27 protein-coding genes and 1 pseudogene are annotated in these 25133 nt (G+C 63.5%); 15 read left to right on the plus strand and 13 right to left on the minus strand.

Annotation, left to right across the window (positions count from 1 at the left end; all coding sequences use genetic code 11):
- Nucleotides 1-38 precede the first annotated feature (38 nt).
- Nucleotides 39-1907: an LTA synthase family protein gene (locus EDC35_RS01950; protein ID WP_243651364.1), complete on the plus strand. Its 1869-nt coding sequence runs from the start codon at nt 39-41 to the stop codon at nt 1905-1907.
- On the opposite strand, the gene EDC35_RS01955 is transcribed toward EDC35_RS01950, so the two are convergent.
- On the minus strand, nt 1904-4582 hold the full coding sequence (locus tag EDC35_RS01955) for a bifunctional acetate--CoA ligase family protein/GNAT family N-acetyltransferase (RefSeq protein ID WP_132975187.1): 2679 nt from the start codon (nt 4580-4582) through the stop codon (nt 1904-1906). The genes EDC35_RS01950 and EDC35_RS01955 overlap by 4 nt on opposite strands.
- Before the next feature lie 147 nt (nt 4583-4729).
- Between EDC35_RS01955 and EDC35_RS01960 the strand changes: the two genes are divergently transcribed.
- The 7 genes and pseudogenes from EDC35_RS01960 (at nt 4730) to xerC (ending at nt 10467) form a co-directional block, all read left to right on the plus strand.
- Nucleotides 4730-5662: a histone deacetylase family protein gene (locus tag EDC35_RS01960; protein ID WP_132975189.1), complete on the plus strand. Its 933-nt coding sequence runs from the start codon at nt 4730-4732 to the stop codon at nt 5660-5662.
- A 205-nt stretch (nt 5663-5867) separates the two neighbouring features.
- Nucleotides 5868-5984, plus strand: a pseudogene (gene lptM, locus EDC35_RS19030) (LPS translocon maturation chaperone LptM); the annotation flags it as partial.
- Nucleotides 5985-6072: 88 nt separating this feature from the next.
- Nucleotides 6073-7320, plus strand: coding sequence for a diaminopimelate decarboxylase (gene lysA / locus EDC35_RS01970; RefSeq protein ID WP_132975193.1), 1248 nt, complete (start codon nt 6073-6075; stop codon nt 7318-7320).
- A complete protein-coding gene (locus tag EDC35_RS01975) occupies nt 7317-8000 on the plus strand; it encodes a class I SAM-dependent methyltransferase (RefSeq protein WP_132975195.1) in 684 nt (227 codons plus the stop codon). Before lysA ends, EDC35_RS01975 begins: the two co-directional genes overlap by 4 nt.
- Nucleotides 7997-8824: a diaminopimelate epimerase gene (gene dapF / locus EDC35_RS01980; protein WP_132975197.1), complete on the plus strand. Its 828-nt coding sequence runs from the start codon at nt 7997-7999 to the stop codon at nt 8822-8824. Before EDC35_RS01975 ends, dapF begins: the two co-directional genes overlap by 4 nt.
- A gap of 13 nt (nt 8825-8837) precedes the next feature.
- Nucleotides 8838-9536: a DUF484 family protein gene (locus tag EDC35_RS01985; protein ID WP_132975199.1), complete on the plus strand. Its 699-nt coding sequence runs from the start codon at nt 8838-8840 to the stop codon at nt 9534-9536.
- Nucleotides 9537-9555: 19 nt separating this feature from the next.
- Nucleotides 9556-10467 carry a tyrosine recombinase XerC gene (xerC, locus tag EDC35_RS01990; RefSeq protein ID WP_132975201.1) on the plus strand — a complete coding sequence of 304 codons (912 nt, stop codon included), beginning with the start codon at nt 9556-9558 and terminating at the stop codon, nt 10465-10467.
- 9 nt (nt 10468-10476) lie between these two features.
- Here the strand turns inward: xerC and ribBA are convergent, their stop codons facing one another.
- From ribBA to glyA, 7 genes are all read right to left on the minus strand, one after another.
- Nucleotides 10477-11607: a bifunctional 3,4-dihydroxy-2-butanone-4-phosphate synthase/GTP cyclohydrolase II gene (ribBA, locus tag EDC35_RS01995; protein ID WP_132975203.1), complete on the minus strand. Its 1131-nt coding sequence runs from the start codon at nt 11605-11607 to the stop codon at nt 10477-10479.
- A gap of 126 nt (nt 11608-11733) precedes the next feature.
- A complete protein-coding gene (locus EDC35_RS02000; RefSeq protein ID WP_132975205.1) occupies nt 11734-12393 on the minus strand; it encodes a riboflavin synthase in 660 nt (219 codons plus the stop codon).
- A gap of 19 nt (nt 12394-12412) precedes the next feature.
- Nucleotides 12413-13552: a bifunctional diaminohydroxyphosphoribosylaminopyrimidine deaminase/5-amino-6-(5-phosphoribosylamino)uracil reductase RibD gene (ribD, locus tag EDC35_RS02005; RefSeq protein ID WP_243651365.1), complete on the minus strand. Its 1140-nt coding sequence runs from the start codon at nt 13550-13552 to the stop codon at nt 12413-12415.
- A complete protein-coding gene (gene nrdR, locus EDC35_RS02010) occupies nt 13553-14065 on the minus strand; it encodes a transcriptional regulator NrdR (RefSeq protein ID WP_132975207.1) in 513 nt (170 codons plus the stop codon).
- Between the two features lie 72 nt (nt 14066-14137).
- Complete coding sequence (locus tag EDC35_RS02015; protein ID WP_132975209.1) at nt 14138-14356, minus strand: type II toxin-antitoxin system HicA family toxin; 219 nt, start codon at nt 14354-14356, stop codon at nt 14138-14140.
- On the minus strand, nt 14356-14601 hold the full coding sequence (locus EDC35_RS02020; RefSeq protein ID WP_132975211.1) for a type II toxin-antitoxin system HicB family antitoxin: 246 nt from the start codon (nt 14599-14601) through the stop codon (nt 14356-14358). Before EDC35_RS02020 ends, EDC35_RS02015 begins: the two co-directional genes overlap by 1 nt.
- Before the next feature lie 119 nt (nt 14602-14720).
- Entirely contained in the window at nt 14721-15977 is a 1257-nt protein-coding gene (glyA, locus tag EDC35_RS02025; protein ID WP_132975213.1) for a serine hydroxymethyltransferase, read from the minus strand.
- 211 nt (nt 15978-16188) lie between these two features.
- Between glyA and ubiG the strand changes: the two genes are divergently transcribed.
- Complete coding sequence (ubiG, locus tag EDC35_RS02030) at nt 16189-16911, plus strand: bifunctional 2-polyprenyl-6-hydroxyphenol methylase/3-demethylubiquinol 3-O-methyltransferase UbiG (RefSeq protein WP_132975215.1); 723 nt, start codon at nt 16189-16191, stop codon at nt 16909-16911.
- Here ubiG and EDC35_RS02035 read toward each other — a convergent pair.
- Nucleotides 16908-17165, minus strand: a complete 258-nt coding sequence (locus tag EDC35_RS02035; protein ID WP_132975217.1) for a hypothetical protein — start codon at nt 17163-17165, stop codon at nt 16908-16910. The genes ubiG and EDC35_RS02035 overlap by 4 nt on opposite strands.
- Before the next feature lie 12 nt (nt 17166-17177).
- Between EDC35_RS02035 and EDC35_RS02040 the strand changes: the two genes are divergently transcribed.
- From EDC35_RS02040 to EDC35_RS18425, 6 genes are all read left to right on the plus strand, one after another.
- A complete protein-coding gene (locus tag EDC35_RS02040; protein ID WP_132975219.1) occupies nt 17178-17921 on the plus strand; it encodes an SDR family NAD(P)-dependent oxidoreductase in 744 nt (247 codons plus the stop codon).
- A gap of 99 nt (nt 17922-18020) precedes the next feature.
- The gene (locus EDC35_RS02045; RefSeq protein ID WP_132975221.1) at nt 18021-18791 is read left to right on the plus strand and encodes a spermidine synthase; all 771 of its coding nucleotides are present in this window, start codon (nt 18021-18023) and stop codon (nt 18789-18791) included.
- Nucleotides 18792-18942: 151 nt separating this feature from the next.
- Nucleotides 18943-19527 carry an SOUL family heme-binding protein gene (locus EDC35_RS02050; protein ID WP_132975223.1) on the plus strand — a complete coding sequence of 195 codons (585 nt, stop codon included), beginning with the start codon at nt 18943-18945 and terminating at the stop codon, nt 19525-19527.
- A gap of 35 nt (nt 19528-19562) precedes the next feature.
- Nucleotides 19563-20102: a hypothetical protein gene (locus tag EDC35_RS02055; protein WP_243651366.1), complete on the plus strand. Its 540-nt coding sequence runs from the start codon at nt 19563-19565 to the stop codon at nt 20100-20102.
- Nucleotides 20095-20901: a phosphodiester glycosidase family protein gene (locus EDC35_RS02060; protein WP_243651367.1), complete on the plus strand. Its 807-nt coding sequence runs from the start codon at nt 20095-20097 to the stop codon at nt 20899-20901. Before EDC35_RS02055 ends, EDC35_RS02060 begins: the two co-directional genes overlap by 8 nt.
- Nucleotides 20902-20968: 67 nt before the next feature.
- Nucleotides 20969-21130 (plus strand): hypothetical protein, encoded by a 162-nt coding sequence (locus EDC35_RS18425; RefSeq protein WP_165903322.1) that lies wholly within the window; start codon nt 20969-20971, stop codon nt 21128-21130.
- 73 nt (nt 21131-21203) lie between these two features.
- On the opposite strand, the gene EDC35_RS02065 is transcribed toward EDC35_RS18425, so the two are convergent.
- From EDC35_RS02065 to EDC35_RS02080, 4 genes are all read right to left on the minus strand, one after another.
- Nucleotides 21204-23171 carry a sensor domain-containing diguanylate cyclase gene (locus tag EDC35_RS02065; protein ID WP_132975225.1) on the minus strand — a complete coding sequence of 656 codons (1968 nt, stop codon included), beginning with the start codon at nt 23169-23171 and terminating at the stop codon, nt 21204-21206.
- A gap of 327 nt (nt 23172-23498) precedes the next feature.
- Nucleotides 23499-24161, minus strand: a complete 663-nt coding sequence (locus EDC35_RS02070) for a DUF938 domain-containing protein (RefSeq protein WP_132975227.1) — start codon at nt 24159-24161, stop codon at nt 23499-23501.
- A gap of 109 nt (nt 24162-24270) precedes the next feature.
- On the minus strand, nt 24271-24762 hold the full coding sequence (locus EDC35_RS02075; RefSeq protein WP_132975228.1) for an N-acetyltransferase: 492 nt from the start codon (nt 24760-24762) through the stop codon (nt 24271-24273).
- A complete protein-coding gene (locus tag EDC35_RS02080; protein WP_132975230.1) occupies nt 24731-25045 on the minus strand; it encodes a type II toxin-antitoxin system TacA family antitoxin in 315 nt (104 codons plus the stop codon). The genes EDC35_RS02075 and EDC35_RS02080 overlap by 32 nt, the downstream gene beginning before the upstream one ends.
- Nucleotides 25046-25133 lie beyond the last annotated feature (88 nt).

Below are 25133 nucleotides of genomic sequence, written 5' to 3' on the forward strand. Positions count from 1 at the left end.
AACCTCTGGCGCTTATCCACCTGATACCCGCCAATGCCGTGAATCGTCTGTCTCCATCGCTCGGACCAGGTCACGCGCTGCCCTCCTGGGCGGCTGCGCTCGCCTTTGTGGCGCTGTGGTATGCCGCAGCACAGGCAACGATGTGGCGCGTGTTCCAGGTCGAACTCTGGCCTTCGACCTATGCGCCCGATCTCATCGCCCATCTGCTGCTCGGCGCTCTGCTGTTCGGCATGGCCCGCAGCCTGCCGCGCTTCATGCTCGCAACAGCCGCGATCTTCACCACGCTGACCCTCGGCAACGCCTTCAAGCTCACCATTCTGGGCGCACCGGTCACGCCGGACGATTTCGTCGCCGCGCGCAATATGTTTTTGCTGCTTGGCGGCTGGCAGCTTGCGGGGGTCATCCTGATGGTCACGGCACCGCTTCTGCTGCTCGGCTGGATGATCGACTGGCGCCAACGTCGAACCTGGTTCAGTCTGGGCGCGATCGGTTGTGGCATCGCGGCGGTAGTCGTCTTCCCGGTCTCGCTGACGACCGCGATGGACGACTATTTCGACAACTCGGTCTGGAACCAGACCGAGAATTTTCAGAGGCGCGGCCTGCCCATTCACCTGCTCCAGGAGAGCGCGCGCAACCTCTCACGCCGCGAAACGCCGCCGACGCCAGCACAGGTCACGGCGGCGCTGTCCCAGCTCAGGGGTCCGACCGAACAGCCTTTCGTCGATGTCGCTGGCGGCGCAACCTCACTCACGCCCCAGCGCAACCTGCATATGATCGTGCTGGAGTCGTTCTGGGATCCCCGTCCGCTCAAGGCGTCCAGGCTATCCGGCGATCCGCTGGATCCCGCCTTTCGCAAACTCTGGGCTGCCGCCGGCCATTCGCACGGCCTGGCGCCGGTTTTCGGCGGCTATACGGCCAATACCGAATTCGAGGTGCTGTGCGGCTTTCCCGTGACCCGCGACAATGTTTTTTTCGAGGGCAGTCTCCGGCGCGATGTTCCCTGTCTGCCGCGCCATCTGGCCGATGCCGGTTATCGCACCCTGGCCTCGCACCCCAATGCGGCGTCCTTCTGGAATCGGGTCAATGCCTATCGGCGCATCGGTTTCCAGACCTATTGGGCCGACAAGGATTTCGTGCTCGACGACATGAACCGCGAATTCCTCAGCGACGCATCGCTTTACCGCCAGGTATTGGCAAAACTGGAACCCGAACTGCGCGGGCCACAGCCGATCTTCAACTATGTGCTGACCTATTTCGGTCACATGGACTATCCGCTGAACGCGCAGCGACCGGCTAAAATCAAGGCCGCAAAAGGGCATGACATGGTCGCCGCCTATGCCAACACGCTTTATTACAAGTCGCGCGAACTCATGGCCTTTCTGCGTGATCTGCAGCGGCTCGATCCGGATGGGCTGATCGTCCTCTTCGGCGATCACCTCCCCTTTCTCGGCCCCAATTTCGGCGGCTTCACCGAATCCGGACTGCTTGCCAGCCAACGGGGCGATTTCACCGACGCCATGTTCCGCACGCTGGTTGCAACCCCATTGATCGTGATCGATGGTCAGCGCGGCCCGGTTGCAATCGGCGATCTGCCCTTTTATCAATTACCCGCACACCTGCTCGGTCTGCTGGGCGATCAGCGTCCATCGATCATGGACGTGACGCGCCAGGCGCCTGACCGGCCCCGGGTCCGTCCCCTGCCGGGTCTCCATCTCGTACTGGGGCAAAAGAAGGTGACGACCTGCCGGGGAGCGGAAACGGATGGGGCGGGCTGCGGTGTCTCGACGGACTGGCTGAATGCGGTCGAAGTCATAAAAGCCGATCTCTTCAGCGGTGCGCAGCATGTGCTGCTGGATCAGCATCGGCCTGACGCCCCATTCAGGGAAGCGTCGGCGACACCTCATTAAAGCACCTTCGTCACCAGCTTGATCGCCACATCCTGAGGATCGCTCTCGATCCGGAACCCGAGCGATTTGACCAGCGCCAGCATGCGGTTGTTGGCGGTCAGCACTTCGCCATCCATGACGCGGAAGCCGCGCGAACGGGCATTCTGCATCAGCGAGCGCATCAGCCGCGCACCGATCCCGAGGTTGCGCCAGTGGTCGGAGACCACCAGCGCGAACTCGCACGCCTCGCCGCCCGGACGCGACATATAGCGGGCCACGCCGACCTCGACATCCTTGCCCTCCTGCTCGATCACGCCGATCAGGGCCATCTCGCGGTCATAGTCGATCTGGGTGAAGCGCACCAGCATTTCGGGGGTGAGTTCCTTGATCGCCTGCATGAAACGGAAGTATTTGGTCTGCTCCGACAGACCGCGCACGAATTCCTGCTCCATCTCGGCATCTTCCGGGCGGATCGGACGGATCACCAGATCCCGACCGTCGGGCAGTTGGACATGCTCGATCAGGTGACTCGGATAGGGGTGAATGGACATATGCCCATAGGTCGGCTGCTGCGGCGGGCGATAATCGACCTGGATGCGGGCATCAACCGCGATCACCTCCTTGTCGTTGCCGATCAGCGGATTGATGTCCATGCCGATGATCTCCGGCAGCTCGCAGACCATCTCGGAGACCCGTTGCAGGATCTTGGCGAGCGCCACGCGATTCATCGGCGGCATGTGCTGAAAGGCACCCATCAGACGCACGATGCGGGTATTGTCGATCATGGTCTGGATGATGAAGGCGTTGAGCGGCGGCAGACCCAGCGCCCGATCCTCCAGCACCTCGACCTTGGTGCCACCGGCGCCAAAACTGATCACCGGGCCGAAGATTTTGTCGCGGGTCACGCCCACCATCAGCTCACGTGCGGCGCGGGTTGAGGCCATGTGCTCGACGGTGATGCCTTCGAGCCGCGCATCGGGACGCAGCCGTCTGGCGCGATCCAGGATCTCGGTGAAGGTCCGGCGCACCGACTGTGCATCGTCGATGTTCAGCTTCACGCCGTCCACGTCCGACTTGTGCTCCAGGTCGGGTGAGTTGATCTTCATCACCACCGGAAAGCCCAATGCCTGCGCGGCCATCAGCGCCTCGTTGGGGGTGCGGGTCACGACCGCCTGCATGGTCGGAATACGGAAGGCGGCGAGGATCGCCTTGGCCTCGACAGTACCCAGGATCTTGCGACCTTCGGCCATCACGCCTTCGATGATGAGACGCGCGCCCTCGACATCCGGTGGATCCTCATAGGACAGCGGTGCCGGCGACTGCATCAAGAGCTTCTGATTGTGATGGTAGGTCGCGAGGAAGGAAAAGGCCTCGACCGCCGCTTCGGGGCTCTCGAATTGCGGGACATCGTGTTCGGCGAGCAGCTCCTGCGCCTCGGCGACCCGATTGCCGCCCATCCAGCAGGCCAGCACCGGCTTGCGGCTGAGCTTGGCGGCCTGGATCACCTGCTCGGCGGTCGCCACCGGGTCACCCAAGACCAGCGGCGCCAGGATGCAGAGCACCCCATCGACCTCCGGATCGGCAAGACAGGCATCCAGCGCCAGACGATAGCGCTCGGGCGGGGCATCGCCGATGATGTCCACCGGATTGCCATGCGACCAGTAACCCGGCAGCGCCTTTTCGAGCGTCTGGCGCGTGCTGTCGCTGAACTGAGCAAGGGTCAGCCCCAGTTCGACGGTGCGATCCGCCGCCAGCACGCCCGGCCCGCCGCCATTGGTGACGATGGCGATGCGATCGCCGGCCAGACGGCGACGCGCGCCAAACACCTGGGCCGCCGCGAAAAGTTGATCCAGTTCCGAGACCTGCACCACACCCGCGCGCTCGGTGACGGCGCGAAAGACATCCGAGGAGCCGACGAAGCCTCCGGTATGCGATTTGATGGCGCGCGTCCCGGCCGGATGGCGACCGGCCTTGACCACGATCACCGGCTTGAGCCGCGCCGCCGCCCGCAGTCCGCTCATGAAATGCCGGGCATGGCGGACCCCTTCCACATAGAGCAGGATGCACTGGGTCTGGGTATCGAGCGCGAGATAATCGAGGATGTCGCCGAAATCCACATCCGCCGCCGCGCCCAGCGACACCACGGCGGAAAAGCCCACCTTGCGCCGCTCGGACCAGTCGATCATGGCGGTACAGATGGCGCCCGACTGCGACACCAGGGCGACATTGCCCCGGCGCGGCGGATCCTGCCCGACGCTGGCATTGAGTCCATGCTGCGGACGCATCACCCCCAGACAGTTGGGACCGAGCACCCGGATCCGGTTACGTCGGGCGGCCTCGACCATCTTTTCCTGGAGGGCCGCGCCGCGCTCGCCGTGCTCGCCGAAACCGGCCGAATGGACCACGGCCACCTTGACCCCATAGCCCCCGCATTGATCCAGGATCGCGGGCACGCACTCGGCGGGCGTCGCGATCAGGGCCAGATCGATCTGTCTGTCGAGCGCGCTCAAGGCGCTGTAGCAGGATTCGCCGGCAACCTCCTGATATTTTGGATTGATGGCGTAACATTGGCCCTTGAAACCGCCTGCAAGCAGATTGCGGAACACCATGCCACCGATCGAGCCCTCGCTGTCGCTCGCGCCGAAGACCGCCACGGCAGCCGGCGTAAAGAGTTGGTCAATATCGGACAGGCGCATGGATCTGCACTCCAGGGCAAAAAAGGGTTTAATCTTGACGGTGCCGCAATCGGCGGTCACCGTTCATTGTTATCGGACAGTCTCATCGATCGAAATTGCCCGGGATCCGTTGCGCCATGCGCCACGATCAAGCCTTGAGGATCTGCCATGAATCTGGCCTTTATTTCTCATTCGTCCTGCAAAGAACACCGCATGGGCGCGCACCACCCCGAGTGCCCCGAGCGACTCAACGCGATCCAGGATCGCATGATCGCATCCGGCATGGAGATGCTGGTCACCCATTACGACGCACCCGCCGCCACCGTCGAACAACTGGCCCGGGTGCATGACCGCGACTATATCCAGAGCATCTTCGACGCCGCCCCGACCGCCCCCGACACCCTGGCCTGGGTCGATGGCGACACCGCCATGAACAGCCACTCGCTCGAAGCCGCGCTGCACTCGGCCGGGGCCGCGATCCTGGCGGTCGATCTGGTCATGAGCGACAAGCACCATACCGCCTTCTGCTGCGTGCGCCCGCCGGGTCATCACGCCGGACGGCGCAGCGGGAGCGGTTTCTGCATCTTCAACAATGTCGCCATCGGCGCCGCTTACGCACTCGATCATTATGGACTGGAGCGGATCGCCATCGTCGATTTCGACGTGCATCACGGCGACGGCACCGAGGATATCGTCAAGGGCGACGAGCGGATTCTGTTCTGCTCCAGCTTTCAGCACCCCTTCTACCCCGGCACCGGGGCCGATACCGACGCGCCCAACATCATCAACCTGCCATTGCCGCGACTCACCGACGGCACCGCCTTCAAGGCCGCTGTCGAAGCCGCCTGGCTGCCGCGTCTCGACGCCTTCACTCCCCAATTGATCATGATCTCCGCCGGCTTCGACGGCCACATCGAAGACGACATGGCGCATTTCAATCTGCACACCGCTGACTACGGCTGGATCACCCGCGAGCTCCATCAGCTCGCACGCAAACACTGCCGGGAGCGCATCGTGTCCTGTCTGGAGGGCGGCTACACCCTCTCGGCGCTCGGACGCTGTGTCAGCACCCATATTGACGAGCTCATCGGCCACGCCTGAACAGGCCGCCTGACTCCAGCCTGAGCGGCCACGAAGCCTCGGCTTCGTGGCCGGGGAATCGCCAGTGTTGCAATGCAGCAATCAGCATAGCCCGCGCCCTTCCGGGTTGCAATGACACATGCAGTCGCGCAGCCATTCTCATCATCCGAACCTTGCCATGTATACTTGTCTCCCCTGGTCAACCTCTCACCGCGCGAGACCCCCCATGTTCTGCCGGGCCCGTTATCTCTTCATCGCTGTCGTCGTGACGCTCGGGATACTCAGCATGCTGGGCGCCTGCGGTCAGAAGGGCGCGCTCTATCTGCCCGATGAGACGCCAACCACCACCCCAGGCGCGGATGTGCCGGTCGCACCGGCGACCTCCGCGACCCGGCCCAATCCGCCCTAGACGAGTGTTGCCGCGACCCGACATGGATCATTTCAACGAACGCGATGGTGTCCTCCATGCAGAGGACGTGCCCCTGACCGAGATCGCCGAACGCTTCGGCACGCCCTGCTATGTCTATTCGCGAGCGACGCTGGAACGCCACTGGCGCGCCTTCGACCGCGCCTTTCGCGATCATCCGCACCTGATCTGCTTTGCGGTCAAGGCCAACTCCAATCTGGCGGTGCTCAATGTGCTGGCCCGCCTGGGGTCGGGGTTTGACATCGTCTCAGTGGGCGAACTGGAACGGGTGCTGGCGGCGGGCGGCGATCCGGGCAAGGTCATCTTTTCCGGCGTCGGCAAGCGCGAGGATGAGATCCGCCGCGCCCTGGAGGTCGGCATCCGCTGCTTCAATGTCGAGTCCGAATCCGAGCTGATCCGGCTGGACCGCATCGCGGGCGAACTCGGCGTCATTGCCCCGATTTCGCTGCGCGTCAACCCCGACGTGGACGCCCAGACCCACCCTTACATCTCGACCGGGCTCAGGGAGAACAAGTTCGGCATCGACATCCAGTCAGCCGAGGCCGTCTATGTCCAGGCCGCTGCGCTGCCCAATCTGCGCATCACCGGCATCGACTGTCACATCGGCTCGCAACTGACCGATCTCGCACCCTTCATCGACGCGCTGGGACGGGTGCTGGCGCTGGCCGACCGGCTTGAACAAGCGGGCATCGCCATCGGCCATCTGGATCTGGGCGGCGGGCTGGGCATCCGTTATCGCGATGAACACCCGCCGGAGCCCGCCGCCTATGCTGCCGCCATGAGTTATCTGCTGGCGAATCGCCCCCACGAGATCATCCTGGAGCCAGGACGCGCCATCGCCGGCAATGCCGGCATCCTGCTGACCCGGGTGGACACGCTCAAGCACAATGACCGCCATCATTTCGCCATCCTCGACGCGGCCATGAACGACCTGCTGCGCCCGGCGCTTTATCAGGCCAAACAGGACGTCGTGCGGGTGGTGCACGAAACCGACGCCGAGCCCGCCCGCTACGATCTGGTGGGCCCGATCTGCGAAACCGGTGACTTTCTCGGCAAGGACCGCACCCTGGCCCTGAGCGAAGGCGATCTGCTGGCCGTGCGCGGCAGCGGCGCCTATGGTTTCACCATGAGTTCCAATTACAACAGCCGCCCGCGCGTGGCCGAGGTCATGGTCGATGGCGATCAGGCGTATCGGGTGCGCGAGCGCGAGACCGTCGCCAGTCTCTTCGAGGGAGAATCGCTGTTGCCATGAAACGCCGGCCCGAACCCGAACTCATGGATGACGCCGAACAGGCGCGCGCCTATGCCGAGGCGGATTTCTCCGAGTCCAACACGCTCTTTCTGGAACTCTTGAGCCGGCTCAAGCCCGGCGCGCTCGACGGCGCGCGGGCGCTTGATCTGGGCTGCGGTCCGGCGGACATCAGCATGCGTTTTCTGCGCGCCTACCCCAAAGCGACCTGCGATGCGCTCGACGGCTCGCAGGCGATGCTCGATCTGGCTCGGACGGCGCTGGACGCCCTGCCCGGTCTCGCGCCGCGCTGCCGGCTGATCCATGACCGCATCCCCTCGACGCAATTACCTGCGGGCGGTTATGACCTCATTCTGTCCAACAGTCTTTTGCATCATCTGCCCGATCCCCAGGTGCTCTGGCACACCATCCGGCAGGTCGGCAGACCCGGCGCGCTGGTGCTGGTCATGGATCTGATGCGCCCAGCCTCCCCCGGCTGGGCCGAGGCGCTGGTCACGACCTATGCCGAGGACGCGCCGGAGGTCTTGCGCACCGACTTCCGCAACTCGCTGTTCGCCGCCTTCGAGCCACAGGAAGTGGTGGCTCAGCTTGCCGAAGCGGGACTAAGTGGACTGGGGGGCGGACTGGAGGTCGGGGTCGTCAGCAACCGACATCTGGCGGTCTCGGGACGCCTGCCGACATGAGCCTGCGCTTCACCAAAATGCAGGGTCTCGGCAACGACTTCATCGTCTTCGATGGCGTGCGTCAGCCGGTCGATCTCGATGCCGCAACCATCCGTCGGCTGGCCGACCGGCGTTTCGGCATCGGTTGCGATCAGATTCTGCTGGTCGAGCCGCCCCGTCTGCCCAACACCGATTTCCATTACCGCATCTTCAACGCCGACGGCTCCGAGGTCGAACAGTGCGGCAACGGCGCACGCTGCTTCGCCCGCTTCGTCCGCGATCAGGGGTTGAGCGACCAGGATGAGATCCCGGTCGGCACCGCCGCTGGCCCGATCCGACTCTATCTGGAAGCGGACGGACAGGTGCGGGTCGATATGGGTGTGCCCCGATTGACGCCCGCGCAGATCCCCTTTCTCGCCGAGAGCGAGTCAGTGACCTACGCGCTGGAGGTCGCGGGCGAGACCCTGACCATCGGCGCGGTCTCGATGGGCAATCCGCACGCGGTCCTGTTGGTCGAGGATGTGGAATCGGCCCCGGTCGCGCGGCTTGGACCCCTGATCGAACAGCATCCGCGCTTTCCGCAGCGCGTCAACGCGGGCTTCATGCAGATTCTGACCTCGACGCAGATCCGGTTGCGGGTGTATGAGCGCGGCGTCGGCGAAACCCTGGCCTGCGGCACGGGTGCCTGTGCAGCGGTCGTCAGCGGTCGCCTGCGCGGCTTGCTCGATTCGCGTGTACGGGTTAGTCTGCCGGGCGGAGAGCTGACAATCGAATGGCGCGGATCGTCCCAGACCCTCTGGATGACGGGGCCGGCCACCACCGTCTTTCAAGGCGAGATCGAATGATGAGAGGGCAGTCGTGAGCAGCCAGCCGGCCGAACAATCCATCCCCGAGGATCCCGAACGCGACACCCTGGTCGCCGACTATCTGCGACAGCATCCTCAGTTCTTTCTGCGCCACCCGGACGTTCTGATCGCCATGCAGGTGCCGCATCTCAGCGGCGACGCGGTCTCGCTGATCGAACAGCAGGTGCGCATCCTGCGCAAGCAGCTTGAGTCCGAGCGCCACCGTCTCGCCCATCTCATCGCCCGCGCGCGTGAATACGAGGCGCTGTCCACCCGGCTGCATGGGCTGGTGCTGCAACTCATCCTGGTCAAGGATCCGGCTCATCTGTGCCATCTCATCAAGGACGGGCTGCGGCATGAGTTCCATGCCGAGGGCGTTACCCTCAAACTCTTCCAAGTGCCGGAAACGGACGATGAGCCGGCGGATCCGCTGACCGCCGCGTTCCGCGATTTCGTGGATCGCGAACACGCGCTCTGCGGCCCGCTGGATGAAGAAAAAGGCTTCATGCTGTTCGGCAGTCTGGGCGTCTCGGTCAAAACCGCCGCGCTCATTCCGATCCGCGCCGATGGTCAATCCGGCGTGCTCGCCATCGGCAGCGCCGACCCGGAACGCTTCCATCCCGACATGGGCACCGAGCTGCTGGATCGGCTCGGCGAGGTCGTGAGTCACAAGCTGCGCGCGGTTCCACTGGATCCCAGCCAGCATTTCTGACCCCTGCCGGGGGCCACGCATGGACACCTCAGCGTCACCCGGTCTGATCGATGCCTTTCTCGCGCATCTGGCGCATGAACGACGGCTCGCCGAGCACACGCTCACCAGTTACCGTCGCGATCTGGAACGTGTCAGTGTCTGGCTGGCTGACAATGGAAGTGCCACGCTCGATCAGATCGACGCCCAGACCCTGCGCCAGTATGTCGCCTGGCGCCGTCGCAACGGCGCCGCCGGCAAGACCCTGCAACGCGAACTCTCCAGCCTGCGCAGTCTCTATCGCTGGCTGCTGCGCGAAGAGCGGGCGAACGTGAATCCAGCCGTCGGGGTACGCGCGCCCAAGACCGCGCGCAAACTGCCGTCCACCCTGGATGCCGATCAGCTTTGCAGCCTGCTCGATCATGCCGACGACGATCTGCTGACCATCCGCGACACGGCGATGATCGAATTGTTTTACTCATCCGGGCTGCGTCTGGCCGAACTGGTCGCAGTCAACCTGGGCGAGATCGACATGGCCGAAGGGGAACTCTCGGTCATCGGCAAGGGCGCCAAGACCCGCCGGGTGCCGGTCGGCACCAAGGCCCGCGAGGCCGTCCAGCACTGGCTGCGCGTGCGCGCCAATCTGGCGAACGCCGACGAGCCGGCGCTCTTCGTCAGCAGTCGCGGCAACCGCATCCACCGGCGCACCGTGCAGGTTCGTCTCGACCACTGGGCGCAACAGCAGGGGGCGGCACGCGGCATCCATCCGCATCTGCTCCGCCACAGCTTCGCCACCCATCTACTGGAATCGTCCGGCGATCTGCGGGCGGTGCAGGAACTGCTTGGACACGCCGACATCGGCACCACGCAGATCTACACCCATCTGGATTTTCAACATCTGGCACAGGTTTACGATCAGGCGCATCCCCGCGCGAAAAAGAAACCTGAGGCCTGAACCGACCTGTCAGGCTGAACGGCCTCCCGTGTACTCCACCACTTCCAGATCGAATCCCGAAATGGCGTGCATCGACTTGGGCGCGCTCATGACCCGCATCCTGCGCACCCCGAGGTCGGACAGAATCTGCGCGCCGATACCGTAGGTCCGCAGCTCGCTGCGGTCCTGACGCCGCACCGGCACCGGATCATCGCTGTCGTGCAACTGAAAATCCCTGAGCCGGGCGAGAATGTCGGCTGAACTGTCGCGATTGCGCAGCACCACGATGACACCCTCGCCAGCCGCCGCGACCTGATGCATCGCATCCCGCAGCGGCCAGCCGCAGGCGTTGTGAGTGGTGCCAAACAGATCGCAGAGCGTGTTTTGCAGATGCACGCGCACCAGTGTCGGGCGCTCCGGACTGATGTCGCCCAAGGTCAGGGCCAGATGAATCTCATTGTCGATGGTGTCGCGGTAGGCGACCACGCGAAACCGCCCTTCGGCTGTTGGCAGATCGCATTCGCACTCGCGCCGCACGGCCTTCTCGGTTCTGACCCGGTAGTGGATCAGATCGGCGATGGTACCGATTTTGATGCCGTGGGTGCGGGCAAAGACCTCCAGGTCCGGACGCCGCGCCATGGAGCCGTCTTCGTTCATGATCTCGACGATTGCCGCCGCCGGGGTGAAACCGGCCAGACGTGTGAGATCGCAACCGGCCTCGGTATGCCCGGCACGCACCAGCACGCCGCCGGGTTGGGCCATGATGGGAAAGATGTGGCCGGGCTGGACCAGATCCTTGGGGCCCGCTTCGGGCGCGACGGCGGCGCGGATGGTGGTCGCGCGATCGGCAGCGGAAATACCGGTGGTAACACCCTGCGCGGCCTCAATGGAAACGGTGAAGGCGGTCGAATGGGCCGCCTGATTGTCGCTGACCATGAGCGGCAGACGCAGACGCTCGCAGCGTTCCTTGGTCAGGGTCAGACAGATGAGTCCGCGACCGTATTTCGCCATGAAGTTCACGGCTTCGGGGGTCACGCAGTCGGCGGCGAGCAGCAGATCGCCCTCGTTCTCGCGATCCTCGTCATCCATGATGATGACCATTTTGCCTGCGCGCAGGTCTTCGATGATCTCCTCGGTGCTGTTCAGGCCGGTACTGCTCATAATGCAAGACGCTCAGAGTGTTTTAGACAGGACAAACAGAATTAACAGGTTTTAAAGCAATGGTTTAAAAAGCCTGTCAATCCTGTCAAAAATCAGGGCTGGCATGAAAAATTCCGGACAATCGTCTTATTTGGCGAATCCATGCTCGGCCAGAAATTCAAGGGTCATGCCGGGCGTCCGGGGATTGGCGGCCTGCTCGCCAAGCAGCAGACGCTCCAGATAGCGCGCGATCAGATCGACCTCCAGATTGAGGCGCGCACCTGACCGGTAGTCGCCGATGATGGTCTCCTGGATGGTATGGGGCACAATATTCAGCTCGAACGCCGCGCCATCCACCCGATTGACGGTCAGACTGACCCCATCGACACAGATGGATCCCTTGTGGGCGATATAACGCGCCAACTCGTCCGGCGCCTGGATCCGCAGCCGCCAGGAGCGCGCGTCTTCATGACGCTCCAGCAGGGTTCCGACCCCATCGACATGACCGCTGACCAGATGTCCGCCAAGCGGGGTCGCCAGTGTCAGCGCCTTTTCCAGATTGACCCGACTGCCAGGGGCGAGCGCGCCCAGGGTGGTCAGATCAAGCGTCTCGCGCGAGACATCGGCGGCGAAACCCTGCCCGGTCAGCTCGACCGCCGTCAGACAGACGCCGTTGACGGCGATGCTGTCGCCGGGCATCACGCCATCGAGCGGTAGCTTGCCGGTTCCGATCAGGAGCCGCACGTCGCCGCCGCGCGGCTCCAGGCGCTGGATCTGACCGACGGATTGGATGATGCCTGTGAACATAAATAACTCGTCAATGACCTTAAGCAGGTCGTGCCCGGATGCGTAGATCCGGGCCGACACATCTGACATCCAGCAGTTCCAGCGCGATGCGATCCGTCATGGTCGCCATCGCCGGCAGATGGAAGAGTCCTCTGGCGGCATCGCCCATCAGATGCGGCGCCAGATAGAGAACGATCTCATCGACCAGCCCGGCTGCCAGCGCGGCGCCGGCCAGGGTCGCGCCGGTTTCCAGCAGGATCTCATTGATTCCCCGCTGCGCCAGAATCACCATGAGTGCAGTGAGATCGACCCGTCCGTCCCGTGCGGGGGCACGCAGCACCTCGGCGCCTGCGGCCTTCAGCGCCGCCATCCGCTCCGGGGCATCCGCAACCCCCACGACCAGCGTTGCGCCCGGCAGAGCCAGCATTCGCGCCTTCAGCGGCATCCGCCACTGGCTATCGACCACGACCCGTAGCGGCTGCCGGATCGGATCGGACGGCTCCATGCCTGGCAGATCGCTCGCCGCCAGACGCACGTTCAGACCCGGATCATCCACCAGCACGGTGCCGATGCCGGTCAGGATGGCCGAACTGCCCGCGCGCAGGCGTTGCACATCGCGCCGCGATGCCTCCGAGCTGATCCATTTGCTTTCGCCATCCGGCATCGCGGTGCGGCCATCCAGGCTCGCCGCCAGCTTGCAGCGGACAAAGGGTCGTCCCCGCTCCATGCGCTGAATAAAACCGGGGTTGAGGGCATGCGCCTCAGACTCCAGCACGCCCGTTTCAACCTCAATTCCAGCCTGACGCAGACGGGCGATGCCTTTGCCTGCCACCAATGGGTTCGGATCGATCATGGCGCAGATCACCCGCGCCACGCCAGCGGCAATGAGCGCATCGGTGCAGGGCGGGGTCCGGCCCTGATGGCAGCAGGGCTCCAGGGTCACATAGGCCGTCGCACCGCGCGCCAGCTCGCCCGCCTGAGCCAGGGCGTTGCGTTCGGCGTGCGGCTCGCCGGCCCGGCGATGCCAGCCCTCGCCGACGATATTGCCATTGCGCACCAGCACAGAGCCCACGCGCGGATTGGGGTCGGTCGTGTAACGTCCAAGCTCGGCCAGACGCAGGGCGCACGCCATGTATGCCTGATCGGCGCCGTGCGCCGCTTCAGCCGGCACGCCGCTCATTCAGGATTCCGGCTTCAGGTCGCCGAGCAGATCCAGTTGCTGGCGCGCGACCTCGGGCGTGGGCTGGCGTTCGAGCCGGTCGATTTCCTCGCGGAATGCCGCCACGTCCTCGAATTGACGATAGACCGACGCGAAACGCACATAGGCGACCTGATCGAGCTGACGCAGCTCGTCCATCACCAGCTCGCCGATCCGCAGCGCCGGCACCTCGCTCTCGCCGCTCGACATGAGACGCCGCTGGATGTGTGACATGGCGGTATCGATCTGCTCGGTGCTCACCGGGCGCTTCTCCAGCGCCCGCGCCATCCCCGAGCGCAGCTTGCGGCTATCGAAGGGGACACGGCTGCCATCGCGCTTGATGACCCGTGGCAGATTGAGTTCAGCCGATTCGTAAGTGGTGAAGCGTTCCTGACAGGTCAGACACTTGCGCCGCCGCCGCACCTGATCGCCTTCACCGGACAGACGTGAATCGACGACACTGGTGTCCTGGGCTCCGCAGAATGGACAGCGCATGGGTTCAACCGCAAACCTTGATGGCAAACCGGATGCCGATGGAAAACAGACTCATGCCTTCGCTGCGTGCTTTCAAAATTGCTCCCACTCTTCACGGCTAATGCCCGCCTGACTGAGGATGCGAGCAAGCAGGTGGCGTCCAATATCACCGCCATGCGGGTTGGGAATATGGACTTTCAGCGTGCCCCTCACCAGATATTCGTGTCTGCCACCCGGATAGGGGCCACGATACCCGGCCTGCTGTAACAGGCGAATCAAGTCACGTCGCTTGGTCGGATCAAAGGGTGGCATCAGGCGGCATCTCGCTGCACGATCAGGGTCTGACCATCGATCTCCGGAAAGGGATGACCCATCGCAAGCCCCAGCATGATCCAGCCTTCCAGCACGCTCTGTAATTCATCGCGGCAGGCTTCCAGCGTGTCCGCATTGGCATAGACGCCCTGCATAGCGGGAATTTCGCCATAGAATCCCTCGTTGTCGGGCAAGAGATCATAGGCCGCACGCCGCATCGCGGCACGAATGTACGCTGTCAGCATCGCCTGTTCCTCATTCAATCCGAGCGAGCAAATCAAGACAGGATGAACAGGATTGAAAGCAAGGCATCAAATATTCCGTCAATTCTGGAAAATCCTGTTAATCCTGTCTATTCAATTCCTTAACGCCCGTAGACCGGGAAGCGCCGACAGACATCCAGCACCCTGGACCTGACGGTATCGATCATGGCCTGATCGCCTCGCGCATCAATGAGATCGCACATCCAGCCCGCCAGATCACGGGCTTCATCGACCCCGAATCCGCGCGTGGTGATGGCCGGCGTGCCGACCCGGATGCCGCTGGTGACGAAGGGCGACTGCGGATCATTGGGGACGGCGTTCTTGTTGACCGTGATGTTGGCTGCACCCAGCCAGGCGTCCACATCCTTACCGGTCAGCCCCTGACGAATGAAACTCACCAGGAACAGATGATCGTCCGTCCCGCCTGAAACCACGTCGTAACCGCGCTCGATGAAGACCCCGGCCATGATCCGCGCATTGCGCACCACCTGCTCCTGATAGGTCTTGAAGCCGGGTTCCATGGCCTCCTTGAAGGCAACCGCCTTGGCGGCGATCACATGCATCAGGGGGCCGCCCTGGATGCCGGGGAAGACCACTGAGTTGAGCTTCTTCTCGATCTCGGGATTGGATTTGGCGAGGATCAGACCGCCACGCGGGCCGCGCAGGGTCTTATGCGTGGTGGTCGTGGTGACATCGGCAATCTGCACCGGACTCGGATAGACCCCGGCGGCAACCAGACCGGCGACATGCGCCATATCGACCAGCAGATAAGCGCCCACACTGTCGGCGATGTCGCGGAACCGCTGCCAGTCGATCACACGCGAGTAAGCCGAGAAACCGGCGATGATCATGCGCGGCTGATGCTCACGGGCCAGACGCTCGACCTCGTCGTAATCGATCTCGCCGGTCTCAGGATTCAAACCATATTGAACAGCGTTGTAAATTTTGCCGGAGAAGTTCGGCTTGGCACCGTGGGTCAGGTGTCCGCCGTGGGCCAGACTCATGCCGAGCACGGTGTCGCCCGGATTGCAGAGCGCCATGAAGACGGCGGCATTGGCCTGCGAACCGGAATGTGGCTGGACGTTGGCATAATCGGCGCCGAACAGTTCTTTGGCGCGGTCGATGGCCAGTTGCTCGGCGATATCGACATGCTCGCAGCCGCCGTAATAACGCTTGCCCGGATAGCCCTCGGCATATTTGTTGGTGAGCACCCCGCCCTGCGCCTGCATCACGCGCGGGCTGGCGTAGTTCTCGGAGGCGATGAGTTCGACATGTTCCTCCTGCCGACGCTCCTCGTCCTGAATGGCGGCCCAGAGTTCCGGGTCATAATCGCTGATCTGCATGGACTTCTCGAACATCTTTCCTGCCCCCGGCCAATGAAAAGCGGGCAATCTTAGCAATTTTGCAGCGGCAAGTCGCCACTTTAAGGATTTGATTTAATGCTGAACGCCGCGATCATCATGCGCCCAACATCGGGTCAACCTCCAGCGCAATGGATCCAGTGCATTCGCTTCGCTGTAGAATGCCCGCTCGCGCCTCTGCGCATCCCACATGACCGGACCCACAGACATGACTGAGACTTACCATAACGTCGACCAAGCCGAAATCAGCAAATTCGAGGAACTGGCCTCCCGCTGGTGGGATCCGCACAGCGAATTCAAGGCACTGCACGACATCAATCCACTGCGTCTGGATTATATTGATCGTGGTGCGGGCGGACTGGCCGGCAAACGCATCCTGGATGTCGGCTGCGGCGGCGGCATTCTCTCCGAGAGCATGGCTCTGCGCGGCGGGCGCGTGATGGGCATCGACATGGGTGCCATGCCGCTGCGGGTGGCCGACCTGCATACCCTGGAAAGCGGCGTCGAGGTCGAATACCGCCGGGTACCGGTCGAAACCCTCGCCGCCGAGCAGCCGGGGAGCTTCGATGTCGTGACCTGCATGGAGATGCTGGAGCACGTCCCCAGTCCGGCCTCGGTCATCGACGCCTGCGCGCGTCTGGTGCGGCCGGGCGGTCATGTGTTCTTTTCGACCCTGAACCGCAATCCCAAATCCTTCCTGCTGGCGGTCGTCGGTGCCGAATACGTCCTGGGCATGCTGCCGCGCGGCACCCACGATTATTCACGCTTCATCCGACCCGCCGAGCTGGACGCCTGGATCCGCCCCACCCGGCTGCGCACCATCGACATGACCGGCATGACCTACAACCCACTGACCCGCACCTATCATCTCGACCCGCGCAACCTGGATGTGAATTATCTGGCGACCTGCGTGCGCGAGACGGATGACTAGTGCAGCATGCGCAGATGTTCCGAGACACCGTCTCCGATCATTGTCGTGGCGCTGTCATTGTCGTCGGCCTGTGAATCTTCAACTACGACAACGACAACGAATAGCCTCGTGATTTCCAGGGTGCTGCGCCCGGCGCTTTCCTGAAAAACACAGACCTGCAAAGGCATCGAACAGACAGGATCAACAGGATGAAAAGGATTTTTCAAATCATTGTTTTTAATTCTGTTAATCCTGTCTAAAGCCATATCCTTCAAGAGCTTCGATCCATGGATCAACCACCACTCCAAGGCGCCCGACTCCAGGCGCGTGTCATCCTCGTCACCGGCGCCACCGAAGGCATTGGCCGCGCGGTTGCACTCGCCTGCGCCGCTGAGGGGGCAACCGTCATTCTGTCCGCCTTCAGCGAAACCGATCTGGAGCCGGTTTATGATGCCATCGTCGCCAGCGGCCATCCCGAACCCGCGATCCTGCCGCTGGATCTGGAGCACGCCACCGAGGCCGATTTCATCAATGCCGCCAATCTTGTTGGCGACACCTTCGGGCGTCTCAACGGACTGGTCCACTGCGCCGCTTTCGCGCCCTATCTCAGCCGCATCGATGACTATGACGCCAGCGAGTGGGAGCGCGTCATCCGCATCAACCTGACCGCCCCCTTCCTGCTGACGCAAACCTGTCTGCCATTGCTGCGGGCGGCTGAATCAGCCTCCATCGTCTTCACCTCAGACCGGGTCGGACGCGCCGGCAAGGCGTACTGGGGTGCCTATGCGGCGGCCAAATTCGGCATTGAGGGGCTGATGCAGGTGCTCGCCGACGAGACCCGTGAGAGCGGGCGTCTGCGCATCAACAGCCTGGATCCAGGCATCCTGCGCACCGCGCTGCGGGCCAGCCTTTATCCAGGCGAGGATCCCGGCAGCCATCCCGCGCCCGAGACGGTCACAGACAGCTATATCCGTCTGCTGGCGCCGGCTGGAGAGGAGATGACCGGACAGGCGTGCAGCACGCAGAGCTGAACCACGAAGACCGCCAGGTGGCTTCTTCTGCGATCCTGGGATGGAGCCAATTACGTTATTTGACTGTCCGCAGCGCCTGAACGAATCGACACATCAGTTATGCCCACGAAAGATCACTATGCAGCCATCACCACGACCCTGCTCGTCTGGGGGCTCTCCGGAGCCCTGTTCGGCGCGCTTTTCGTTGGTCTCTATCAGGTGTCATGGTCGCTCGGGCTGCCGGGCTGGCAGACCCTGCTGGTCGCCACGATGATCGCCGCCATGACGACCTCGGCCTTTTACAGCGCCATGCCGGTCGCGCTGGTCGGCACCATGGCCGGCGTCCTGGCCTCCATCAGTTATTTGATTGCCTTCGGACTCAAGGCGGAGTTGATCACCATCGCTGGTGTGGCCGGTGTGGCCGGCGTTGCGGCAGGCAGCCTCTATGCCTGGATGGTCACGCGCGGCAGCCGCCCGCTGGCCGAGATTCTCAACGGACTTATCGCCGGTCTGCTGGCGGGCGGTTTGCTGGTGCTGGCCTTCGCGCTGACCGGCTGGCAGGTGAACATGTTCGTTCTGGCTGCCGTTGCCGTGGCCTGCGTCGGCACCCTGTTCCAGCTCTCGGATGGCTGGCTGGTTGATCGCGTGGCGCACTGGCTGCCCGCGATGCTGTCTGCGCCCGTGGTCGCTGGCGTCATCGCGGCAGTCGTCGGTGCCAGCATCTGGTTCATCGGCGGCACCACGACCGCCCTGCTGGATGACCGGATGACCGCTGCGCTTGAGGAGATTCTGAGCAGCATCCCGTCCGGACTCCTGGGCGGGTTTGTGGGCGGCGCGCTCTCCGGGCTCCTGCTGGAATTCCTCGGCTTTCGCCTTGAGGCGGGACGTTGAACCTTGTCAGATCCCACGACACCTTCCATCCGCCGCTCAGGCTCCCAGACACGACCGCGCCGAGACAGGATCACACATGAGAAGCTGGTTGAAGCAATCCATCGTCCCCATCCTGGCTGGACTCATCTTGAGCGGATCGGGAACGCAAACGATGGCCACCGAAGAACCGGTCTACGAGACCATCCAGACCACCGCCGATTACGAGCTGCGGCGCTATGCCCCCTACCGGGTCGCCGAAGTGACGGTCAGCGGAGCCTTCGATCAGGTCGGCAACGAGGCGTTTCGGATTCTGGCGGGCTATATCTTTGGTGATAACCAGGGCGAGGCGAAGATTGCCATGACGGCACCCGTCTCCCAGCGACCCGCAGACGCGGCATCCGCCGAGGGCACGCGGATCCCGATGACCGCCCCGGTCAGCCAGCGGCCTGAGCCGGGACAGACGAACGCCTATGTCGTGAGCTTTGCAATGCCAGCCCGTTTCACCCTGGAAACCCTGCCGGTGCCCAACAACCCGCGCATCGTCTTGCGCGAGGAGCCAGCACGACGGGTGGCGGCGCGTCAGTATTCCGGGAGCTGGAGCGAGGCGCACTACCGTGAGGAAGAACGGCAGCTGCTGGATGCCTTACGCCGCGATGGACTCCAGCCGCGCGGGGCGCCGATCTATGCCCGCTACAACTCCCCGTTCTCGCTGCCGATGTTCCGACGCAATGAGATCCTGGTGCCGCTGGCAGACTGACCCTGTTCAACCGTTCAATCCTGACTGGAGCCGCTGTGAAACCGCCTGCGCCTTCCGCGCTGCCGCTGCGCCGATCAGGGAGGTGGCGATCCCGGGCGACCCGCCTGCTGCTCTTCACCAGCGTTCTGATGGGCGTTCTGGCCTGGAGCCTGAACCGGGCCGAGGTCGCGATCCCGTCTGTCGCATACCTGCCCCACACCGATGGCGCCGAGCGGTTCGCCCCGCCCCTGAATCCCGGGCATTTCCGCGCCGCTAAACGCGCCTGCGACGGTCCCTGCGTGACCCCGTTCGGCACCGCGCTGGGCCGTGCGGAGGGCGTCGAGTCCCGTTCCAACTCCGAGTGGCGCGCCGGGCATGTCGCGGTCGTGATCGAGGCCGATCCGGAACAGGGCTGGGTCGCCCTGGCCGAGCAGAACTACGACAACCGCCCCTGGCAGGCGCCCGAGCGTTACGCCCGGCGAATCCGGATCCTGCGGGTCGGTGAACGCTATACCCTGCTCGACCTCGACCCGGATCAGACCGACAACCCCGAGGGCGGGTTGATCACCGGCTGGATTTACCCGCGTCTTGACTGATTCACTGGCCCGGATGGCTCGCCGCTGGTGGCTCGCGCTGTGGCTGGCGGCGCTGCCCGCCCTCGCCACGGCCTGGATGCCGGTCGGCGATCCCGCCTGGCCGGATCCCCAACTGGCCCTGGTCTATGTTGAGCGCACGTTGAAGCGCTCAGACGACGGCCTGATCCTCAGCGCGCATCTGGCGCTGTTCCGGTCGTCGGTCTATCGCCTGACCGTCATCGATCCGGGCGCAGACGCCGAGACGCCCCGCCCGACCCTGCCTGAGTCCTTCCAGCAGGCCGGCAGCGTTGCCGGGGTCAATGGCGGCTTCTTCCATCCGGACGGCCAACCGCTCGGGCTGGTGATCGCGCAGGGCCGGCGGATCAACCGCTTCGAGACCACCCGGTTGCTCAGTGGCGTGCTCTATAGCGATGCGCGCGGGATCCATCTCCAGCGCCGGGCGCACTTTCAGGATCAGCCGGGGATCGACGCCCTGGTGCAAAGCGGTCCCTATCTGGTGGAGCACGGGCGCGCGGTACGGGGGCTGTCCACCGGCGACCCCAGCCAACGCACCTTTGTGGCGACGGACTGGCACGGTCACTGGATCCTGGGCGCGACCCGCACCCGGCTCACCCTCGCCGACCTCGCGGCGGCCTTGAGTACCCCCGGTGCGCTGACGCCGTGGCCGGTCGAGCGGGCGATCAATCTCGATGGCGGTTCATCGAGCGGCTTTTTCTTCGACCGTGGCCCTGACGTTGAGCCGGTGGTGATGCGACCCTGGAAACCGGTGCGTAACCTGATTGGGCTGACGCCGCGCTGACGGAGCAGAATCGTCAGGGCGCGGGATGTGGTGTAGAGTCTGCGTGAGACCGCTCCAGGAGCCTGCCATGCCCAAACCCCCATCACCCGTGCGCCCCGCCACACCGTGTCCACCGGCCAGTGCGAAGAAGCCCGCTGCTGTGCCACGCGCGCCACGCCTGACCACCCCACTCAGTCCCAACGAAGCCAAGCGGATGGCTGCGGTGCTGATGGCGATGCTGAAGGAGTGAGTCAGGCGCGCGTGCGCCTGTCTGAGCCTTGGCCGGGATTCTTCACTGATCAGATCGCAGCCATGACCGATGGTCACGCCCAAGCCGCAGCCACCCGATTGCGCCCGGTTTCTTTCGCTCGATACAGTGCCGCGTCAGCCGCCGCGACGATCTCTCCTGGATCCAGATGGTGTCGCTCAGACAGGGCAACGCCGATGCTGGCGGTGAGCGCGTGACCGGGGAACCGATCACTGAGGAGGCGTCCCCGGCGTTCGATCTCCTGGCGGACCCGCTCCGCATAGCTCAGCGCACCCTGCTCACCGGTATCCACCAGCACAAACAGAAACTCCTCGCCGCCGTAACGGCCCAGAAAATCGCCGGGACGGATCAGACTGCGCAGGGTGTCGGCGACGATGCGCAGCACGTCGTCGCCGGCCTGATGACCGAAGGTGTCGTTGAAACGCTTGAAGCGATCAATATCCAACAGCCCCACGGCGAAACGCCGGCCCGAGTCGGCTGCTTGCCGGAACGTCTGATTCAGGACACGGTCCACCGCGCCCCGGTTGTGCAGCCGGGTGAGCGCATCGATCTCAGCCTTGGCCCGCTCCTGCGCAAAGGCCCGGCTGCGCTCCAGTGCAATCCCGAGTTCGCCGGCTACCAGCAACACCTCCGGCAATGGACCGATATTCAGGGGGACGCTGGCGTCCTCGCTGCTCAACCAGAGCAGGCCCATCAGCCGTCCGCGATTCATGACGGGCACGGCGGCGGCTTCGGTCACGCCCAGTCGGGCCAGGATCGTCGCGTGCTGATTCGACTCAGTCTCCCGGATGACGACTGGCCGGTGCTCACGCAGACAGCGGACCAGATCGCCGGACAGCGCGGAGATCGTCAGCTCCAGAGGCGCGTCGGGAGCCGGGTTGACCGGCTTCGGCAGGAGATGGGTCGCGACCAGGCAACGGCGCCTGGACTCGATCTGCATCATGAGCAGGCGCCCGATCCCGAATTCCTGCCGAAGCGCCTCCAGTGTCCGGGGAATGAATTCGTCCGGATCCAGGCTGTGATGGGGCGCGGTGTAACTGGTACGAGGTCCGGTCGCCACCGGCTGCGCCACCCCGTCACTTTGACTCAGGCTGATCGCCGTGATCACCATATTCGCCCGAAGCTGCATGGACGACGGAAACTGCAAGCCATAAAAGGCACCGATCTCGGTGATCTCGGTGTCGGCACGTGCGAGCAGGTCGGCAAGATCGAGCTGCTCCGGTGTCAGCAGTGCCAGCACCTCCGGCGACAGACAGGGACTGCTGAGTGTTTTCACCGAGCCGATCCCCTGGGTCCAGGCAATGAAGTCGGCCAGTGCAACAATGGCCACCTCCTGGGCCTGCTGGGGCGTGAGTCCGGCATCGGAGAAGGAGCGATGGTGCAGAGATTGCACCCGGCACACCAGTTCCGGCAGTTCCCAACTTGCGCAGATGACCGCGCCGACCGTGTCGTGGGAGACGCCGAAAAAAATCCGTTCATCTTCTCTGGACGGGTTGCCGCTATGGATCGAGGCGGCGAGGAAATCGCTGTAGCGAACCCGCCCGTGTGACTCCAGGATCACTTTTCCCAGGTCGTGCAGCAACCCTGCGGCATAGAGCGAATCCGCATCGGGGTGGCCCAACCGCTGGGCGATGCTGCGGCTGAGGATGGCCACCAGCAGGCTGTGCTGCCAAAAATAGACGCGGTTGAACGTCCCTTTGTCGCTACCCCGGACCAGGTCGTCGTAGAACAGCACGTTCAGCGCCGCCTGACGCACGGCGGACAAACCGAGCAGCGTCACGGCGCGTGGGATGGAGCGGATGCCCCGGGGAAAACCGTAGAAGGGGGAATTGACGATACGCAGAACCTTGGCTGCCAGGGCGGGTTCGGTCTCGATCACGCGCGAGATATCGGCGACCCCCGTGTTGTCGTCGCTGGTCAGCCGCAACAGCTTGACCGCCGCCGCCGGGGCCGGGGGAAGATCACCGACCCGGCTCCTGAGCGCGGTGCGAACAGAGTGCGCGATGGTGTCTGGATCGTCCACTGTTCCTGGCTGGTTCCGTTTTGTAACGCCCTCACTATACACTGACACTTTTTGCGCAGAAATGCCGTGAAGTCAGTACCAGAATACGAAAAACCATACCTCCGCTTCAGTGAATTAAACCGCGTCCAGAGCGAAATGCGTAATTTTCATTTTGTGTTTAGTCTTAAAGATTTTTTCGATCTCAGTGGAGACGCGGTTTAAAATTTATATTTTTTAATAGTTTAAACCGCGCGCTCCGACGCATCATCGATGCGGCCAAGGTCGATCCAATCCAAAAACATCGCATACCGCTCTGGGCGCGGTTTAATCTGAAAAGGCGTCTCACCCTCATGCTGGTATTCTGATTACCCCGCCAGCGTGCTCCGCAACAACCCGGCGATCTCCTGCGACACGCGCTCGCTCCCACACCAGCGTGACGTTATTCACTGGCATGGCGTGCTCGGCGATGCGTTGCAGGCCCTGCGCCGCTGCAAGCGACTCTAGCCATCGCTGGTCGCGCACCCCCATCGCCGGATCCTGGGCACGCAGCCAGGCATCGAAGCGGGCATTGCTCGGGCTGGTGTGCTGACCATTGCGACTGAAGGGACCGTAGAGCGCGAAGACGCCGCCCGGCTCCAGATGGGCGCCGACGCCCGCGAACATCGCCTCGACGGCGTCGATTCCCATGATGTGCGCGGTATTAGCACTGAAGATGGCGTCGAACCGCTCGGCGGGCCAGTGTTTCAGCACATCGAGTTCAAGCGGCGGGGGGAGGTTGCTCAGTCCCGCCTCTGCGATCCACAGACGGATTCCGGCCAGATGCTCGGCCCGATCACTGCATTGCCAGGACAGATGGGGGAGGGCTGCCGCGAAGTAGACGGCATGCTGTCCGGTGCCGCTGCCAATTTCGAGCAGTCGATGGCGCTCGCGGAACAGCGGCGCGAGCACTGCCAGGATCGGTTCGCGGTTCTGGTCGCAGGATTCGGCATAGGGCTTATCGACTGGAGGCATGCGGCGGTCTCTCAATGTGACTTCCCCGTGAGATCTTAAGGGTTCAAGTTGTTCCGCAAAGATGAGCAACAGAACTGTCCCGAACACTTCAAAAAGCGGGCCTATGATCTCACGGGACTTGTGATATCTGATGCACAGGCAAAAACAGCCTCAGCGGGGCATCGAGAAAGGCTACAGCGCCATAGCGGACATAAAACCCGGCCGCCTGTTCATCGAACGCATCGACGAACAGACCCACAGCGCCGGCCTGTTCGCGAATGGCCCGCACGCGCGACATGGCATCCATCAACAGCAGTTCGCCCAGCCCTTTACCTTGCTGGCATTGATCGACCGCCAGGCGCCCGAGCCGCACGCCGGGGATGAGGCGCGGGAGTTTTTTCGCCAGGGTTGCCGGCAGGGCGCGGGTATCCACTTCAGTGAGCGTCAGGGCGTAGTAACCCAGAATGATCGCAGGCAGGGCTTCCTGAACCGCGACAAAGGTCTTGGACAAACCTTTGTCCTGGTGCTGGCGGGCGACCTTTGCCAGCCAGTCATTGAGTTCCGGGCGTCCGCAATCGAAGTCATGCCGGTTATGGCTGCCAGTTAAAGCCTGAATCCGCATCGCGCTTGAGTTCCTGGTAACGCACTTGGGCGGCGGCGAGTGCGGGAGTCGGTGGAGGCGGGTTTTCCAAGAGGTCGAGCAACCGCTCGGCGTCGCGACGGGTGAGTGTCAGCGTCTGCTCGCGCTTGATCACGGCCTGCGCTTCCTTGAGTGCCGCCTGGACCAGAAACTGGTTAAGCGTGGCCCCGGTGAGGGCGGCTGCCTGATGCAGGGTATGAAAAACCTCGGACGGCACCCGTGCCCCGATGCGTTCGAGCGATTTGGAATGCGTGGTGGAGACCATGACAGGCTTCCTCGGATTGGGATCCATGCAAAGTAGCATTGTCGCCAAAATGGCGCCAACATTTCCTGGTCGGAAACGCTCCCAAGCT

This window comes from Thiobaca trueperi, from assembly GCF_004342175.1.
Lineage (GTDB): Bacteria > Pseudomonadota > Gammaproteobacteria > Chromatiales > Chromatiaceae > Thiobaca > Thiobaca trueperi.

Coding starts and splice junctions, on each gene's coding strand:
- EDC35_RS02020 (WP_132975211.1), bottom strand. CDS start 14,601: ATGCTGACAGCGTACATTCGTGCCGCGATGCGGCGTGCGGCCTATGAT.
- EDC35_RS02050 (WP_132975223.1), top strand. CDS start 18,943: ATGGCCACCGAAGAACCGGTCTACGAGACCATCCAGACCACCGCCGAT.
- lysA (WP_132975193.1), top strand. CDS start 6,073: ATGGATCATTTCAACGAACGCGATGGTGTCCTCCATGCAGAGGACGTG.
- EDC35_RS02075 (WP_132975228.1), bottom strand. CDS start 24,762: ATGCGGATTCAGGCTTTAACTGGCAGCCATAACCGGCATGACTTCGAT.
- nrdR (WP_132975207.1), bottom strand. CDS start 14,065: ATGCGCTGTCCATTCTGCGGAGCCCAGGACACCAGTGTCGTCGATTCA.
- ribBA (WP_132975203.1), bottom strand. CDS start 11,607: ATGAGCAGTACCGGCCTGAACAGCACCGAGGAGATCATCGAAGACCTG.
- EDC35_RS18425 (WP_165903322.1), top strand. CDS start 20,969: ATGCCCAAACCCCCATCACCCGTGCGCCCCGCCACACCGTGTCCACCG.
- EDC35_RS02045 (WP_132975221.1), top strand. CDS start 18,021: ATGCCCACGAAAGATCACTATGCAGCCATCACCACGACCCTGCTCGTC.
- EDC35_RS02040 (WP_132975219.1), top strand. CDS start 17,178: ATGGATCAACCACCACTCCAAGGCGCCCGACTCCAGGCGCGTGTCATC.
- EDC35_RS01955 (WP_132975187.1), bottom strand. CDS start 4,582: ATGCGCCTGTCCGATATTGACCAACTCTTTACGCCGGCTGCCGTGGCG.
- EDC35_RS01975 (WP_132975195.1), top strand. CDS start 7,317: ATGAAACGCCGGCCCGAACCCGAACTCATGGATGACGCCGAACAGGCG.
- xerC (WP_132975201.1), top strand. CDS start 9,556: ATGGACACCTCAGCGTCACCCGGTCTGATCGATGCCTTTCTCGCGCAT.
- EDC35_RS02015 (WP_132975209.1), bottom strand. CDS start 14,356: ATGCCACCCTTTGATCCGACCAAGCGACGTGACTTGATTCGCCTGTTA.
- dapF (WP_132975197.1), top strand. CDS start 7,997: ATGAGCCTGCGCTTCACCAAAATGCAGGGTCTCGGCAACGACTTCATC.
- ribD (WP_243651365.1), bottom strand. CDS start 13,552: ATGAGCGGCGTGCCGGCTGAAGCGGCGCACGGCGCCGATCAGGCATAC.
- EDC35_RS02080 (WP_132975230.1), bottom strand. CDS start 25,045: ATGGTCTCCACCACGCATTCCAAATCGCTCGAACGCATCGGGGCACGG.
- glyA (WP_132975213.1), bottom strand. CDS start 15,977: ATGTTCGAGAAGTCCATGCAGATCAGCGATTATGACCCGGAACTCTGG.
- ubiG (WP_132975215.1), top strand. CDS start 16,189: ATGACTGAGACTTACCATAACGTCGACCAAGCCGAAATCAGCAAATTC.
- EDC35_RS02070 (WP_132975227.1), bottom strand. CDS start 24,161: ATGCCTCCAGTCGATAAGCCCTATGCCGAATCCTGCGACCAGAACCGC.
- EDC35_RS02000 (WP_132975205.1), bottom strand. CDS start 12,393: ATGTTCACAGGCATCATCCAATCCGTCGGTCAGATCCAGCGCCTGGAG.
- EDC35_RS01960 (WP_132975189.1), top strand. CDS start 4,730: ATGAATCTGGCCTTTATTTCTCATTCGTCCTGCAAAGAACACCGCATG.